At 67.0% G+C, this 14,798-nt stretch carries 14 protein-coding genes; 9 read left to right on the forward strand and 5 right to left on the reverse strand.

Annotation, left to right across the window (positions count from 1 at the left end; translation table 11 throughout):
* Positions 1-3 precede the first annotated feature (3 nt).
* The 3 genes from PXD02_RS13510 (at position 4) to PXD02_RS13520 (ending at position 1,682) form a co-directional block, all read left to right on the forward strand.
* Positions 4-741 carry a double zinc ribbon domain-containing protein gene (locus PXD02_RS13510; protein ID WP_275104360.1) on the forward strand — a complete coding sequence of 246 codons (738 nt, stop codon included), beginning with the start codon at positions 4-6 and terminating at the stop codon, positions 739-741.
* Between the two features lie 31 nt (positions 742-772).
* Entirely contained in the window at positions 773-1,045 is a 273-nt protein-coding gene (grxC, locus tag PXD02_RS13515) for a glutaredoxin 3 (protein WP_275104361.1), read from the forward strand.
* A 118-nt stretch (positions 1,046-1,163) separates the two neighbouring features.
* On the forward strand, positions 1,164-1,682 hold the full coding sequence (locus PXD02_RS13520) for a MarR family winged helix-turn-helix transcriptional regulator (RefSeq protein WP_275104362.1): 519 nt from the start codon (positions 1,164-1,166) through the stop codon (positions 1,680-1,682).
* Here the strand turns inward: PXD02_RS13520 and ubiG are convergent.
* On the reverse strand, positions 1,652-2,386 hold the full coding sequence (ubiG, locus tag PXD02_RS13525) for a bifunctional 2-polyprenyl-6-hydroxyphenol methylase/3-demethylubiquinol 3-O-methyltransferase UbiG (RefSeq protein ID WP_275104363.1): 735 nt from the start codon (positions 2,384-2,386) through the stop codon (positions 1,652-1,654). The two genes, PXD02_RS13520 and ubiG, sit on opposite strands and share 31 nt — an antisense overlap.
* Positions 2,387-2,434: 48 nt before the next feature.
* Here ubiG and pip point away from each other — a divergent pair, with 48 nt between their 5' ends.
* The 5 genes from pip (at position 2,435) to infB (ending at position 9,022) form a co-directional block, all read left to right on the forward strand.
* Positions 2,435-3,421, forward strand: coding sequence for a prolyl aminopeptidase (gene pip / locus PXD02_RS13530; protein WP_275104364.1), 987 nt, complete (start codon positions 2,435-2,437; stop codon positions 3,419-3,421).
* A gap of 124 nt (positions 3,422-3,545) precedes the next feature.
* The gene (rimP, locus tag PXD02_RS13535; protein WP_275104365.1) at positions 3,546-4,175 is read left to right on the forward strand and encodes a ribosome maturation factor RimP; all 630 of its coding nucleotides are present in this window, start codon (positions 3,546-3,548) and stop codon (positions 4,173-4,175) included.
* A 3-nt stretch (positions 4,176-4,178) separates the two neighbouring features.
* On the forward strand, positions 4,179-5,795 hold the full coding sequence (nusA, locus tag PXD02_RS13540; protein ID WP_275104366.1) for a transcription termination factor NusA: 1,617 nt from the start codon (positions 4,179-4,181) through the stop codon (positions 5,793-5,795).
* Positions 5,796-5,813: 18 nt separating this feature from the next.
* Positions 5,814-6,434 carry an RNA-binding protein gene (locus PXD02_RS13545; RefSeq protein ID WP_275104367.1) on the forward strand — a complete coding sequence of 207 codons (621 nt, stop codon included), beginning with the start codon at positions 5,814-5,816 and terminating at the stop codon, positions 6,432-6,434.
* Positions 6,435-6,442: 8 nt separating this feature from the next.
* Entirely contained in the window at positions 6,443-9,022 is a 2,580-nt protein-coding gene (gene infB / locus PXD02_RS13550; protein ID WP_275104368.1) for a translation initiation factor IF-2, read from the forward strand.
* 83 nt (positions 9,023-9,105) lie between these two features.
* Here infB and PXD02_RS13555 read toward each other — a convergent pair whose 3' ends face one another.
* The 4 genes from PXD02_RS13555 to PXD02_RS13570 form a co-directional block, all read right to left on the reverse strand.
* Entirely contained in the window at positions 9,106-9,234 is a 129-nt protein-coding gene (locus PXD02_RS13555; protein ID WP_275104369.1) for a hypothetical protein, read from the reverse strand.
* A 121-nt stretch (positions 9,235-9,355) separates the two neighbouring features.
* On the reverse strand, positions 9,356-9,754 hold the full coding sequence (locus tag PXD02_RS13560; protein WP_275104370.1) for a (deoxy)nucleoside triphosphate pyrophosphohydrolase: 399 nt from the start codon (positions 9,752-9,754) through the stop codon (positions 9,356-9,358).
* Positions 9,755-9,776: 22 nt separating this feature from the next.
* Positions 9,777-11,030 carry a bifunctional glutamate N-acetyltransferase/amino-acid acetyltransferase ArgJ gene (gene argJ, locus PXD02_RS13565; RefSeq protein ID WP_275106431.1) on the reverse strand — a complete coding sequence of 418 codons (1,254 nt, stop codon included), beginning with the start codon at positions 11,028-11,030 and terminating at the stop codon, positions 9,777-9,779.
* Complete coding sequence (locus PXD02_RS13570) at positions 11,030-11,869, reverse strand: peptidylprolyl isomerase (RefSeq protein WP_275104371.1); 840 nt, start codon at positions 11,867-11,869, stop codon at positions 11,030-11,032. The genes argJ and PXD02_RS13570 overlap by 1 nt, the downstream gene beginning before the upstream one ends.
* A gap of 198 nt (positions 11,870-12,067) precedes the next feature.
* On the opposite strand from PXD02_RS13570, the gene secA reads away from it, so the two are divergent.
* Entirely contained in the window at positions 12,068-14,785 is a 2,718-nt protein-coding gene (gene secA, locus PXD02_RS13575; protein WP_275104372.1) for a preprotein translocase subunit SecA, read from the forward strand.
* Positions 14,786-14,798: the final 13 nt, after the last annotated feature.

Consider the following 14,798-nt stretch of genomic DNA (forward strand, 5'->3'; position numbering starts at 1 on the left):
GCGATGAAAGGCGCGTTGCGCCTGCTTTACCCGCCGCAATGCGTGTCCTGCGGCGCGCCCGTGGCGGGCGGCGGGGACGATCCCGGCCAGCTGTGCCCGGATTGCTTTCCCGACACGCGCTTCATCACCGGCGCGGCCTGCCGCCGCTGCGGGGTGCCGCTGCCCGATGACGGGACAGGCGCGGACGATCCGACGCTGATCTGCGACGACTGCCTGGCGATGGCGCGGCCCTGGCAGGCCGGGCGGGCGGCGATGGTCTATTCGGGCACCGGGCGCAAGCTGGTGCTGGCGCTGAAGCATGGCGACCGGCCCGACCTGGCGCCCGCGCTTGCGGCCTGGCTGGCGCGGGCGGCGACGCCGCTGATCCGGCCCGACACGATCGTGGCGCCGGTGCCGCTGCATCTGCGGCGGCTGCTGAAGCGGCGATACAACCAGGCGGCGCTGATCTCGGGGCGGGTGGCGCGGGCGCATGGGGCGGCGCATCTGCCCGGCCTGCTGGTCCGGCGGCGGCATACGCCGGGACAGGATCATCGCGGCGTCGCCGACCGCTTCGCCAATATCGAGGGCGCGCTTGCGGTCAATCCGCGCCATGCGGCGGCGCTGGCGGGTCGGCCGGTGCTGCTGATCGACGACGTGATGGCCTCGGGCGCGACGATGGCCGCGGCCACCGACGTGCTGCTGGCGGCGGGATCGGGTCCGGTTTCGGTCGCGGTTCTGGCAAGGGCGGTGAAGGATGACTAGATAAGGGGGGCGACAGGAAAAGGATCGCATCATGAGCCAAGCCGCCATCACCATCTATACCACCCGCACCTGCCCCTTCTGTCACCGCGCCAAGGCCTTGCTGCGCGAGAAGAACGCCCACTATGACGAGATCGACGTGGGCGCCGATCCGCAGATCCGCGCGCGGATGACGCAGCGCGCCAATGGACGCCGCACGGTGCCGCAGATTTTCATCGGCGACCGGCATGTCGGCGGCTGCGACGACCTGTTCGACCTGGAGCGTCAGGGCAAGCTGGACGGCCTGCTGGCGGGCGCGGGCGCATAGGCATGGGCAGATGTGACGCAAGGTGCGGCCAATGTCGGGCTTGACCAAGGGGCAGGCCGCAAGGCACGGTCACGGCTTCGCCCCCTCCGGTCAAACCCAGCCCGCCCCCCAGGGAACCATGCCCCCCCTTGTGTTCGAACCCGACAGGCCCCAGGCCTCTGACAAGCCTCAGGCCCATGACCGGCTTGCCGCCAGCCTTTTCGCCGAGGTGCTGATCGCCGACCAGCTGTCGCGCAACCTGATCAGCAAGGCCCTGCCGCGCGGGATGCAGATCTCGCATTTCTCGGTGCTGAACCTGCTGGCCCATGTGAACGAGGAACGCACCCCCGCGCAACTGGCGCAGGCGTTCCATGTCACGCGCGGGGCGATGACCAACACGCTGTCGCGGCTGGAATGGGCGGGCCATGTCCATATCCGGCCCGACTGGGACGACGCGCGGCGCAAGTTCGTGTCGATCAGCCCGGCGGGCCGGGCGGCGCGCGACGCGGCCATCGCCGCCTTCATGCCCCTGATCGGCGAGGTGGTGCGCGACATCGGCATCGACCGGGTGCGCATCGCCCTGCCGGTCCTGCGCGAATTGCGGATCCGGCTGGAAGGCAGCGACGATCAGCCGGCGCGCCGCGCCGTCAGGATATAGTTCACCGACAGATCGCGCTCGGACAGGCGCCAGGCGAAGCTGACCGGGTTGAAGACCATGCCCCGCCGCTCCGCCACCGCCAGGCCCGCGCCCGCCGCCATGGCCGCCAGTTCGTCGGGCGTGATGAAGCGGTTCCAGTCATGGGTGCCGCGCGGCAGCCACCGCAGGATCCATTCCGCCGCCAGGATCGCCGCGCCGAAACTTCTGGCGGTCCGGTTCAGGGTGGACAGGATCGCGATCCCGCCCGGCCGCAGCAGGTCGCGGCAGGTGGCGACGAAGGCCGCGGGATCGGCCACATGCTCGACGATCTCCAGGGCCAGGACGACATCGTAACGCTGGCCCTCGGCCGCCAGGGCCTCGGCGGTGGCGGCGCGATAGTCGATGGCCAGCCCCTGCCCTTCGGCATGGGTCCGCGCCACGGCGATGTTGCCCTGGGCCGCGTCGGCGCCCGTCACCTCGGCGCCCAGGCGCGCCATCGGTTCGGCCACCAGGCCGCCGCCGCAACCGATGTCCAGCACCCGCAGCCCTTCGAACGGGCGCAGGCCGCGCCGGTCGCGTCCGAATTCGGCGGCGATCTGCGTGGCGATGTAATCCAGCCGCACCGGGTTCATCAGGTGCAGCGGCCGGAACTTGCCCCTGGGATCCCACCATTCGGCGGCCATCGCCTCGAACTTGGCAATTTCGGCGGGGTCGATGCTCGTCATGGTCCGGTCCTTCTGGCGGGCGCTTCCGTCTGGGCTTATACTGCCCGGATGGACCGATTGGCAGGACAAATCGCCGCGTCGCATGGCCGCCTTTACCCGGCCGCCGAAGCATTCGCCCGTCACACGCTGGATGTGGGAGACGGCCACCAGATCTATGTCGAGGAAAGCGGCAATCCCCAAGGCCCCCCGGTCGTGGTCCTGCACGGCGGCCCCGGCGGCGGGTGCAGCCCGTTCATGCGCCGCTTCTTCGACCCGGCCCATTATCGCGCCATCCTGTTCGACCAGCGGGGCTGCGGACGGTCCCGCCCCCAGGCATCCGTCCACGCGAACACGACCCCCCATCTGATCGCGGATATCGAGGTGATCCGCCGGACCCTCGGCCTGGAATCGATGCTGCTGTTCGGGGGAAGCTGGGGGGCGACGCTGGCCCTGGCCTATGCCCAGGCGCATCCCGGCCGCGTGACCGGTCTGGTGCTGCGCGGCGTCTTCCTGGGCACGCAGGCCGAGCTTGACTGGTTCTATGGCGGCGGGGCGGGGCGGTTCTTCCCGGACCTGTGGGCGCAGTTCTGCGACCCGATCCCCGAAAGCGAGCGCGGCGACATGATCGCGGCCTATCACAAGCGGCTGTTTTCGGACGATGCCGGACGGCAGGGCCGCTATGCCCAGCCCTGGCTGATGTGGGAAAACGCCCTGGCCGGGCTGCAATCCTCGGCCGTCAGCCACGCGCCCCCCGATTACGCCCGCGCCTTCGCCCGGCTGGAGAATCACTATTTCACCCATCGCTGCTTTCTGGACGAGGGTCAGTTGCTGCGCGACCGCCACCGGATCGAACACCTGCCCGCGGTGATCGTGCAGGGCCGCTATGACATGGTCTGTCCGCCGCTGTCGGCCTGGCGCCTGGCACAGGGCTGGCAGGGCTGCGAATTGCGCCTGGTTCCCGCGTCGGGCCATGCGCTGTCGGAACCGCGCATCACGGCGGAACTGGTGCAGGTGATGGACGCGTGGCGGGACCGGGATCGCGCAAAAGCAGTTTAACCTTGATTGTCACGTTTTTCGTGCTAAATACCGCCTCAACAGCGGCGCAGGCTTCCACCCCCTGCCCACCGGACCGTTCCGTATGGCCCGTTGACGGGCCTTTTTTCATATCCGAAGGGATCTCATGTCGAACGATCTGATCGCCAAGACGGCCATCGACCGCCGCCTGGCCGAGATCATCGCCCCGGTGATCGAGGATCTGGGATTCGAACTGGTGCGCGTGCGCCTGCAAGGCGGCAAGACGGCGACCTTGCAGATCATGGCCGACCGCCCCGAAGGCGGCATCAACGTGGACGATTGCGGCGACATTTCCGTGGCCGTCAGCGCCACCCTGGATGTCGAGGATCCGCTGGAGGACGCCTATCACCTGGAGGTTTCCAGCCCCGGCATCGACCGCCCGCTGACCCGGATGAAGGATTTCGAGACCTTCGAGGGCTATGAGGCGCGGCTGGAAACCAACCAGCCCATCGACGGGCGCAAGCGTTTCAAGGGCGTGCTGGCGGGCGTCGAGGGCGACGAGGTTCTGCTGAACATCGAGGAAGCGGGCGAGGTCCAGACCATCGGGTTGCAATTCGACTGGCTGTCGGACGCCAAGCTGGTCCTGACCGACGAGCTGATCCGCGAGATGCTGCGCCAGAAGAAGGAAGCGGGCGTCCAGATCGAGAACCTGGACGAAGCCGCCTTCGACGAGATCGAAGCCGAGACTGGCGAAACCGAAGACAACGACGGCGAGAACGCCCATGCCAAGGAGTGAGTGATGGCAATCACCTCTGCCAACCAGCTTGAACTGCTGCAAACCGCCGAAGCCGTCGCGCGCGAGAAGATGATCGAGCCTGAGCTGGTCATCGAGGCGATGGAGGACAGCCTCGCCCGCGCCGCCAAGTCGCGCTATGGCGCGGACATGGACATCCGCGTCAAGATCGACCGCAAGACCGGCAACGCCACCTTCACCCGCATCCGCACCGTGGTCGAGGACGACGCGGTGGAAAACTATCAGGCGCAGCTGACCGTCGAACAGGCCCGCCCCTATCTGGACGGCCCCAAGGTCGGCGACGAGATCGTGGACCAGGTGCCCCCCGTGGAACTGGGCCGCATCGCCGCGCAATCCGCGAAACAGGTGATCCTGCAACGCGTCCGCGAGGCCGAGCGCGACCGCCAATACGAGGAATTCAAGGACCGCGCCGGGACCATCATCAACGGCATCGTCAAGCGCGAGGAATACGGCAACATCATCGTGGACGTGGGCCGGGGCGAGGCGATCCTGCGCCGCAACGAAAAGATCGGCCGCGAAAGCTATCGCCCAAACGACCGCATCCGCGCCTATGTCAAGGACGTGCGCCGCGAATCGCGCGGCCCGCAGATCTTCCTGTCGCGCACCGACCCGCAATTCATGGCCGAACTGTTCAAGATGGAAGTGCCCGAAATCTATGACGGCATCATCGAGATCAAGGCCGTGGCCCGCGACCCCGGAAGCCGCGCGAAGATCGCCGTGATCAGCTATGACAACTCGATCGACCCGGTGGGCGCCTGCGTGGGGATGCGCGGCAGCCGCGTCCAGGCGGTCGTGGGCGAATTGCAGGGCGAAAAGATCGACATCATCCCCTGGAACGACGACCAGGCGACCTTCCTGGTCAACGCCCTGCAACCGGCCGAGGTCAGCAAGGTCGTCTTCGACGAGGAAGCCGGCAAGATCGAGGTGGTGGTTCCCGACGAACAGCTGTCGCTGGCCATCGGGCGGCGCGGCCAGAACGTCCGCCTGGCCAGCCAGTTGACCGGCCTCGATATCGACATCCTGACCGAGGAAGAGGAATCCAAGCGCCGCCAGGCCGAATTCAACGCCCGCACCCAGCTGTTCATGGACGCGCTGGATCTGGACGAATTCTTCGCGCAGTTGCTCGTCGCCGAGGGCTTCACCGACCTGGAGGAAGTGGCCTATGTCGATCTGGACGAGCTGCTGTCCATCGAAGGCGTGGACGAGGGCACGGCGTCCGAATTGCAGGCCCGCGCTCGCGACGTCCTGGAAGCCAAGTCCAAGGCCGCGCTGGAAAACGCCCGCGCCCTGGGCGCCCAGGACAGCCTTATTGAATTCGAGGGGCTGACCCCCCAGATGGTGGAGGCGTTGGCCAAGGACGGCGTCAAGACGCTGGAGGATTTCGCCACCTGCGCCGACTGGGAACTGGCCGGAGGCTGGACCACGGTGAACGGCCAGCGGGTCAAGGACGAGGGGTTGCTGGAACCCTTCGACGTGTCGCTGGAGGAAGCGCAGGCCATGGTGATGACGGCCCGCGTCATGCTGGGCTGGGTCGATCCCGAGGAACTGAACGGCGACGCCGAGGACGACGGCGACGACACCGACGAGGAGGCCGGGGCGTGATGCCCCGGATTTGCCCGCTTGAGTCGCGGTGGTCGCATCAAGGATCATGATCAGCCCGAAAGGCGCTGCATCGTCACCGGAGAGGTCCAGCCCAAGGCTGGACTGATCCGTTTCGTGGCCGGGCCGGATGGCACGGTCGTCCCGGATCTGGCGGAAAAGCTGCCGGGCCGGGGGATATGGGTCAGCGCGGACCGCGCGGCCATCGACAAAGCGGCGGCCAAGGGCCTGTTTTCCCGCGCCGCCAAGGCGCCGCTTCGGGCGCCCGACGGCCTGGCCGATCTGGTCGAGGCGGGAGTGGCGCGGCGGCTGGTCGGACTGGTGTCGCTGGCGCGCAAGTCGGGCCGGGCGGTGGCGGGGTTCGAAAAGGTCAAGGGCTGGCTGGCCGAGGGGCGCGCGAAGGTGCTTTTGCAGGCCAGCGACGGGTCGGATCGGGGCAAGGGCAAGCTGTGGACGCCTACGGGCGGACGCTGGTTCGGCTGCCTGACCGCATCAGAATTAGGTTTGTCCTTCGGGCGCGATCATGTCATACACGGCGCGCTTGCGGCGGGTGGACTGACGGACAAGGTGATCTTGGAAGCCGGCAGACTGACGGGTCTGCGCGGGCATGACGGCGGCAATACGGCGGCCGGGAAGGAATGAAGACGCAGATGAGCGACAAAGACGGAAAATCGACCCTGGGGTTCGGCGGCAGCGGCCGTTCGGGCCAGGTCAAGCAAAGTTTCAGCCATGGCCGCACCAAGAGCGTCGTCGTGGAAACCAAACGCAAGCGCGTCGTGGTGCCCAAGCCCGGCGCGGCGCCCACCGTGACCGACAAGATCAAGAACCCGCTGACCGCCAGGGTCGCCAGCGATCCCTCGAAACGCCCCGCGGGCATTTCCGACGCCGAGATGGAGCGCCGGCTGAAGGCGCTTGCCGCCGCCAAGGCCCGCGAGGCTGAAGACGCCCTGGCCCGCGCCGCCGAGGAAAAGGCGCGCGAGGAAGAACGCGAACGCCGCCGCGCCGAAATCGAGGCGAAAGAGCGCGAGGAACGCGAACGCGAGGAAGCCCGCAAGGCCAAGGCGGAAGAAGAAGAACGCCAGGCCCGCGAGGCCGAGGAACTGGCCAAGCGCAAGGAAGAACCGAAAGCCGCCGAACGCCCGGCCCGCGCCGCCTCGGCCGCCGCCCGTCCGGCGGGCGCGCCGCGCCCGGCCGCTCCGGACCGCGCCGCGATCGAGGCTGCGGCTTCGCGGGCCGAAAAGCCCGGCGTCGCCACGGGTCCGCGCCGCACCGACCGCGACCGCCGCGACACCGGCGGCGACAGCGACGCCAAGGCCAAGGCCAAGGCCGAGGACAGCCGCCGCACCGGCCGACTGTCGCTGAACCAGGCGCTTGACGGCGAAGGCGGGCGCCAGCGGTCGCTGGCCGCGATGAAGCGCAAGCAGGACCGCGCCCGGCAGAAGGCGATGGGCAATGTCCGCACCGAGAAACAGGTGCGCGACGTGCAGCTGCCCGAGACCATCGTGGTGTCGGAACTGGCCAACCGCATGGCGGAACGCGCCGCCGATGTGGTCAAGTCGCTGATGAAGATGGGCATGATGGTGTCCATCAACCAGGCCATCGACGCCGACACCGCCGAACTGGTGATCGAGGAATTCGGCCACAAGGCCGTCCGCGTGTCGGATGCCGACGTGGAACAGGTGATCGACACGGTCCAGGACCGCGACGAGGATCTGCGCCCGCGTCCGCCGATCGTCACGATCATGGGCCATGTCGATCACGGCAAGACCTCGCTGCTGGATGCGATCCGCAAGGCCAACGTCGTCTCGGGCGAGGCCGGCGGGATCACCCAGCATATCGGCGCCTATCAGGTGACGACCGAATCCGGGGCGGTGCTGACCTTCCTGGACACGCCGGGCCACGCCGCCTTCACCTCGATGCGGGCGCGGGGCGCGCAGGTCACGGATATCGTGGTGCTGGTGGTTGCCGCCGACGATGCGGTGATGCCGCAGACGATCGAGGCGATCAACCACGCCAAGGCCGCCAAGGTGCCGATGATCGTGGCGATCAACAAGATCGACAAGCCCTCGGCCGATCCCGACCGGGTGCGCACCTCGCTGCTGCACCAGGAGGTCGTGGTCGAGAAGATGTCCGGCGACGTGCAGGATGTCGAAGTGTCCGCCAAGACCGGCCAGGGTCTTGACGAACTGCTGGAAGCCATCGCGTTGCAGGCCGAAATCCTGGAACTGCGCGCCAATCCCGACCGTGCCGCCCAGGGCGCGGTGATCGAGGCGCAGCTTGACGTGGGCCGTGGTCCGGTCGCCACCGTTCTGGTCCAGAACGGCACCCTGAAGCGCGGCGACATCTTCGTCGTGGGCGAACAGTGGGGCAAGGTCCGCGCCCTGATCAACGACAAGGGCGAACGCGTGGACGAAGCCGGTCCCTCGGTCCCGGTCGAGGTTCTGGGCCTGGACGGCACCCCCGCCGCCGGCGACGTTCTGAACGTGGTCGAGACCGAGGCCCAGGCCCGCGAGATCGCGGATTACCGCATCCAGCAGACCAAGGACAAACGCGCCGCCGCCGGTGCCGCGACCACGCTGGAACAGTTGATGGCCAAGGCCAAGGCCGACGAAAGCGTGTCCGAACTGCCGGTGGTCGTGAAGGCCGACGTGCAGGGCTCGGCCGAGGCCATCGTGCAGGCGCTGGAAAAGATCGGCAACGACGAGGTGCGCGTCCGCGTGCTGCATTACGGCGTCGGCGCGATCACCGAATCCGATGTCGGCCTGGCCGAGGCCAGCAAGGCCCCGGTGATCGGCTTCAACGTCCGTGCCAATGCCCCGGCCCGCAATTCCGCCAACCAGAAGGGTGTCGAGATCCGCTATTACTCGATCATCTACGACCTGGTGGACGACATCAAGGCGGCGGCCTCGGGCCTGCTGTCGAACGAGGTGCGCGAGAACTTCATCGGCTATGCCGAGATCCGCGAGGTCTTCAAGGTCACCGGCGTCGGCAAGGTCGCGGGCTGCCTGGTGACCGAGGGCGTGGCGCGCCGGTCGGCGGGCGTGCGCCTGCTGCGCGACAACGTGGTGATCCACGAAGGCACGCTGAAGACGCTCAAGCGCTTCAAGGACGAGGTGAAGGAAGTCATCTCGGGCCAGGAATGCGGCATGGCTTTCGAGAATTACGACGACATCCGCCCAGGCGACATCATCGAGATCTTCGAACGCGAGGAGGTCGAGCGCACGCTGTAAGGCGGCGCTTGTCCTGTCCCATGGAAAAAGGGGCGGCCGTCATGGCCGCCCCTTTCGCTTTGCCCGTCGTGGTGCGTTGGGTGTCAGCGCGTCACCGGTTTTCCCTCAAAGGTGCGCGCACCGATGCGGACGACCATGTTCCCGTTCGGGGCCAGACCTTCGAAAAGCCCTTGGATGAGAATATGGCTGCCGATCGAGATCGTGCGAATCATGTCAAGCCCTCTTGTTCCCTCTGAGGTCAGCCTGTCACGAAATGGTTCACAAGGAATTAACGATGCGGCGATCTAGGACATTTTGGGGGCAGATTACGGAAACCGGGCCGAAATTGCGGCTTTAAAGCCACATTTGTAACATCGGGATCAGCGGGACATCGGCAGGCGGCATGGGGTAATCGCGCAAATCGCCGGCCCGGACCCAGGCCAGTTGCTGCCCTTCCTGGGGGCGGACGATTCCCGACCAGCGGCGGCAGGCAAAGACCGGCATCAGCAGGTGGAAATCGTCATAGCCGTGGCTGGCAAAAGTCAGCGGCGCCAGGCACGAGGTCCAGGTGTCGATGCCCAGTTCCTCGTGCAGCTCGCGGATCAGCGCCGCCTCGGGCGTTTCGCCCGGCTCGACCTTGCCGCCGGGGAATTCCCAAAGCCCTGCCATGGACTTGCCTTCCGGGCGCTGCGCCAGAAGCACGCGCCCGTCGGTGTCGATCAGCGCGACGGCGGCGACAAGAACGGTCTTCACCTGCGCGTCTCCGACAGGGTTTTCACGACCGGTAATCGGCGTTGATGTCGATATAGCCGTGGGTCAGGTCGCAGGTCCAGACGGTCCGCGCGTCCTGCCCCAGCCCCAGATCCACCGCGATCAGCAGATCGCGGTTCTTCATATAGGCGCTGGCCTTGCCTTCGTCATAGCGGGGCGAGCGCCAGCCGTTCTCGGCCAGGATCATGTCGCCGAAACGGATCGTCAGCCGGTCCCGGTCGGCCTGCGCCCCGGACTTGCCGACGGCGGCGACGATCCGGCCCCAGTTCGCGTCCTCGCCCGCGATGGCGGTCTTGACCAGCGGCGAGTTGGCGATGGCCATGGCGACCTTGTGGGCATCCGCATCCGAGGCCGCGCCCGTCACCTGCACCTCGACGAATTTCGTCGCGCCCTCGCCGTCGCGGACCACAAGCTGCGCCAGGTCGCGCATCACGCCGTGTAAGGCCGTGACGAAAGCCGCGCCGACGCCGCTGTCCAGCGTGGTGATCGGGGTCGCGTCGCTGCGTCCGGTCGCGGCCAGGATCAGCGCGTCGGATGTCGAGGTGTCGCTGTCCACCGTGATCGCGTTGAAGGTCGAATCCAAGCCGCTGCTCAGCGCCTGCTGCAACAGCGGCGCGGCGATGGTCGCGTCGGTGAAGACATAGACCAGCATCGTCGCCATGTCCGGCGCGATCATCCCCGACCCCTTGGCGATGCCGGCGATGCGGATCTCTCCGCCCTCGCCCGCGACAACGGCCGAGGCGCCCTTCGGGAAGGTATCCGTGGTCATGATCGCGCGCGCCGCATCGGCGATGCCGCCCGCGTCCAGCGACGCCGCCAGATCGCCGACGATGGCGACAATCCGGTCATGGGGCAGCGGTTCCCCGATCACCCCGGTCGAGGAGGAAAAGACCCGCGACGCCTGAACGCCGGTGGCCCGGGCCACCGCGCCCGTCACCGCATCGACCGATTCCTGGCCGCGCGCGCCGGTGAAGGCATTGGCATTGCCGGAATTGACGATGATCGCCGCGCCCTCGGGCGCATCGCCACCCTGCGCCAGCTTGGCCTGGTTGTCCAGCACGCAGGCCGCGCGGGTGGACGACCGGGTGAACGCCCCCGCGACCGTCGAGCCGGGCGCGATGCGGATCAGCGTCACGTCGGTGCGGCCCTGGTATTTGACGCCCGCCGCGCCGCTGGCGAATTCGACGCCCGCGATCACCGGCAGGTCGGGAAAACGCGCGGGCGCCAGCGGCGATACGGGAAGCCCGGCCTTGGCCATCATTCGGCCTCCAGCAGGTCGGTCTTGCCAAGCCAGGCGGGGTCGATGCCCTCGGTCTTCTCGACCGTGGCGGCGGCGGTCAGGCGCTGGATTTCCGCCTGGACCCTGTCGCGCAGCACCATCTGGCTGATCTGGTCGCGCACCTCCTCCAGCTTCGGGGCCTCGCGCATCCGGGTGTCGTTCAGCTTGATGACATGCCAGCCGAATTCGGTCTGCACCGGGTCCGAGATCTGGCCCTTTTCCATCCCGGCCACCGCATCGGCAAAGGGCTTGACCATCTGGTCGGCGGCAAACCAGCCCAGATCGCCCTTGTTCGGCCCGCTTGGCCCCGTCGAGCTTTGTTCGGCCAGCGTCCCGAAATCGGCGCCGCCATCCAGTTGCGCCTTGATGTCCTTCGCCTTTTCCTCGGTATCGACCAGGATATGGGCGGCGGAATATTCGGTCACGGGCTTGGCCTGGGCGAACAGCCCGTCATAGGCCGCCTGGATGTCCTGATCGCTGGGCTGGGTCTTGGCCACCTCGGCGATGGCCGAGGCGGCCAGGGTGTTGCGCCGCTGGATTTCCAGCTGCGCGCGAACGCCCGCGCTTTCCTTGCCCGCGGCGGCCAGGGCGGTCTGCTGGATCAACTGGTCCAGCATCATCTCGTACAACGCGCCGTCGGCCATTTCGGCCATCTGCGGATCCTGGCCGGCGGCCTCTTTCATGACGATCATCTCGCCCAAGGTGATGGGCGTGCCGTTGACGGTGGCCACGACCGTATCCGCGCCCTTGTCCTGCGCCATGGCCGCAATCGGCAGCGCGGTGGCCAGAAGCGCGGCCAGTATCGAGGTCTTCAGCATGGGGATCCCTTCGCTTGTTCCGCCCGCACATCCGGGCCAGCGTTGACAGTGGGGCAGGCGAGGCATAGATCCCGGTCCAACTCCGTGGAAGGCGCCGCCGCCGCTTTCGTTCAGGCCCCTGATACGGCAATGCGGCAGGTCGCGGCAAGTAGGCCCGCCCGTGACCGCCTTTCCCAACAACGTGATTGCGAAGGTAACATGCTCGGCATCGGACAACTGGCGAAGAAGGTCTTTGGAAGCCCCAACGACCGCAAGGTCAAGGGAACGCGCGGGCTGGTGGCCCGGATCAACGCGCTGGAGGATCAGTTCCGGTCGCTGAGCGACGAGCAGTTGATCGACAAGACCCGCGAATTCCAGACCCGCGTGGCGCAGGGCGAAAGCCTGGACGACATCCTGCCCGAAGCCTTCGCCAACTGCCGCGAGGGCGCGCGCCGCGCCCTGGGCCTGCGCGCCTTCGACACGCAGTTGATGGGCGGCATCTTCCTGCACCAGGGCAACATCGCCGAGATGAAGACCGGCGAGGGCAAGACCCTGGTCGCCACCTTCCCCGCCTATCTGAACGCGCTGACGGGCAAGGGCGTGCATATCGTCACGGTCAACGACTATCTGGCGAAACGCGACGCCGACTGGATGGGCAAGGTGTTCCGGCAGTTGGGCATGACCACCGGCGTGGTCTATCCCTTCCAGGCGGAACCCGAAAAGCGCGCCGCCTATGCCGCCGACGTGACCTATGCCACCAACAACGAACTGGGCTTCGACTATCTGCGCGACAACATGAAGGGCAGCGTCGAGGAAATGGTCCAGCGCGGCCACAACTTCGCCATCGTGGACGAGGTTGACTCGATCCTGATCGACGAGGCGCGCACGCCGCTGATCATTTCCGGCCCCAGCCAGGACCGCAGCGAACTGTATGTGACGCTGAACCAGTATATCCCGCTGCTGACGGACGACCATTACAAGCTGGACGAAAAGGCCCGCAACGCGACCTTTACCGAGGAAGGCAACGAATTCCTGGAAAAGCGCCTGCAAGCCGACGGCATCCTGCCCGAGGGGCAGACGCTCTATGACCCGGAATCGACCACCATCGTCCACCACGCGAACCAGGCCCTGCGCGCCTGGAAGCTGTTCAACAAGGACCAGCATTACATGGTCCGCGACGGCGAGGTGATGCTGATCGACGAATTCACCGGCCGGATGATGAAGGGCCGCCGTCTGTCCGACGGGCTGCACCAGGCCATCGAGGCCAAGGAAGGCGTCGACATCCAGCCCGAGAACGTGACCCTGGCCAGCGTGACCTTCCAGAACTATTTCCGCCTCTACGGCAAGCTGGCGGGCATGACCGGCACGGCCGCGACCGAGGCCGAGGAATTCGCCGAGATCTACAAGCTGGGCGTGGTAGAGGTTCCGACCAATCGCGGCATCGCGCGGGTCGACGAACATGACCGCGTCTACCGGACGGCGGCCGAGAAATACGCCGCCGTGATCGAGGCCATCAACGAGGCCCATGCCAAGGGCCAGCCCACCCTGGTCGGCACCACCAGCATCGAGAAATCGGAAATGCTGTCCGAGATGCTGAAAAAGGCGGGCGTCCCCCACAACGTCCTGAACGCCCGCCAGCACGAGGCCGAGGCCCAGATCGTCGCCGACGCGGGCAAGCCCGGCGCCGTCACCATCGCCACCAACATGGCCGGTCGCGGCACCGACATCCAGTTGGGCGGCAATGTCGAGATGAAGGTGATGGAGGCGCTGAGGGCCGATCCCGAAGCCAATCCCGACGAGCTTCGCGCCCGGATCGAGGCCGAACATGCCGCCGACAGGGACAAGGTTCTGGCCGCTGGGGGCCTGTTCGTCCTGGGCACCGAACGCCACGAATCCCGCCGCATCGACAACCAGCTGCGCGGCCGCTCGGGCCGCCAGGGCGATCCGGGCCGGTCGCTGTTCTTCCTGTCGCTGGACGACGACCTGATGCGGATCTTCGGGTCCGAACGGCTGGACAAGGTGCTGTCCACCCTGGGCATGAAGGAAGGCGAGGCCATCGTCCACCCCTGGGTCAACAAGTCGCTGGAACGCGCCCAAGCCAAGGTGGAAGGCCGCAACTTCGACATCCGCAAGCAATTGCTGAAATTCGACGACGTGATGAACGATCAGCGCAAGGCGATCTTCAGCCAGCGGCGAGAGATCATGGACAGCACCGAGGTGGGCGAGATCGCCGCCGACATGCGCCATCAGGTGATCGACGATCTGGTGGACGAATTCATGCCGCCGAAATCCTATCCCGAGCAATGGGATCTGGAAGGGCTGAAGACCGCGATCCGCGAACGCCTGAACATGAACCTTCCCGTCGCCGATTGGGCGGCCGAGGAAGGCGTGGACCAGGACGCCATCCGCGAACGCATCGAACAGGCGACCGACACCTATCAGGCCGACAAGGCGGCGGCCTTCGGCGCCGAAAACATGCGCAACATCGAAAAGCAGGTTCTGTTGCAGATGATCGACCAGAAATGGCGCGACCACCTGCTGACGCTGGAACATCTGCGGTCGGTCGTGGGCTTCCGCGGCTATGCGCAGCGCGATCCCCTGTCAGAATACAAGACCGAGGCCTTCCAGCTGTTCGAGACGATGCTGGACAGCCTGCGCTTCGACGTGACGCAGCGCCTTGCGCAAATCCGTCCCCTGACCGATGCCGAACGCGAGGAGATGCTGCGCCAGATGGCCCAGCAGCAACAGGCCGCGCAGGAACACCTGACGATGGAACACGGGGCCGACCGGCGGGACGAGGACGAGGCGGACAAACCCGCCCCGCTGGTCCAGGGTTTCGACGAACAGACCCCCGCCAGCTGGGGCAACCCGTCGCGCAACGACCCTTGCCCCTGCGGATCGGGCAAGAAGTTCAAGCATTGCCACGGCGCGATCTGACGCGCCGCGACGG

Source organism: Paracoccus sp. S3-43 (genome assembly GCF_029027965.1).
Taxonomy (GTDB): Bacteria; Pseudomonadota; Alphaproteobacteria; order Rhodobacterales; family Rhodobacteraceae; genus Paracoccus.

Excerpts from the sequence above, each read along its gene's own strand:
- PXD02_RS13555 (WP_275104369.1), bottom strand. The coding sequence starts at position 9,234 with ATGATTCGCACGATCTCGATCGGCAGCCATATTCTCATCCAAGGGCTT.
- infB (WP_275104368.1), top strand. The coding sequence starts at position 6,443 with ATGAGCGACAAAGACGGAAAATCGACCCTGGGGTTCGGCGGCAGCGGC.
- nusA (WP_275104366.1), top strand. The coding sequence starts at position 4,179 with ATGGCAATCACCTCTGCCAACCAGCTTGAACTGCTGCAAACCGCCGAA.
- grxC (WP_275104361.1), top strand. The coding sequence starts at position 773 with ATGAGCCAAGCCGCCATCACCATCTATACCACCCGCACCTGCCCCTTC.
- ubiG (WP_275104363.1), bottom strand. The coding sequence starts at position 2,386 with ATGACGAGCATCGACCCCGCCGAAATTGCCAAGTTCGAGGCGATGGCC.
- rimP (WP_275104365.1), top strand. The coding sequence starts at position 3,546 with ATGTCGAACGATCTGATCGCCAAGACGGCCATCGACCGCCGCCTGGCC.
- PXD02_RS13520 (WP_275104362.1), top strand. The coding sequence starts at position 1,164 with ATGCCCCCCCTTGTGTTCGAACCCGACAGGCCCCAGGCCTCTGACAAG.
- pip (WP_275104364.1), top strand. The coding sequence starts at position 2,435 with ATGGACCGATTGGCAGGACAAATCGCCGCGTCGCATGGCCGCCTTTAC.
- PXD02_RS13510 (WP_275104360.1), top strand. The coding sequence starts at position 4 with ATGAAAGGCGCGTTGCGCCTGCTTTACCCGCCGCAATGCGTGTCCTGC.
- argJ (WP_275106431.1), bottom strand. The coding sequence starts at position 11,030 with ATGGCCAAGGCCGGGCTTCCCGTATCGCCGCTGGCGCCCGCGCGTTTT.
- PXD02_RS13570 (WP_275104371.1), bottom strand. The coding sequence starts at position 11,869 with ATGCTGAAGACCTCGATACTGGCCGCGCTTCTGGCCACCGCGCTGCCG.
- secA (WP_275104372.1), top strand. The coding sequence starts at position 12,068 with ATGCTCGGCATCGGACAACTGGCGAAGAAGGTCTTTGGAAGCCCCAAC.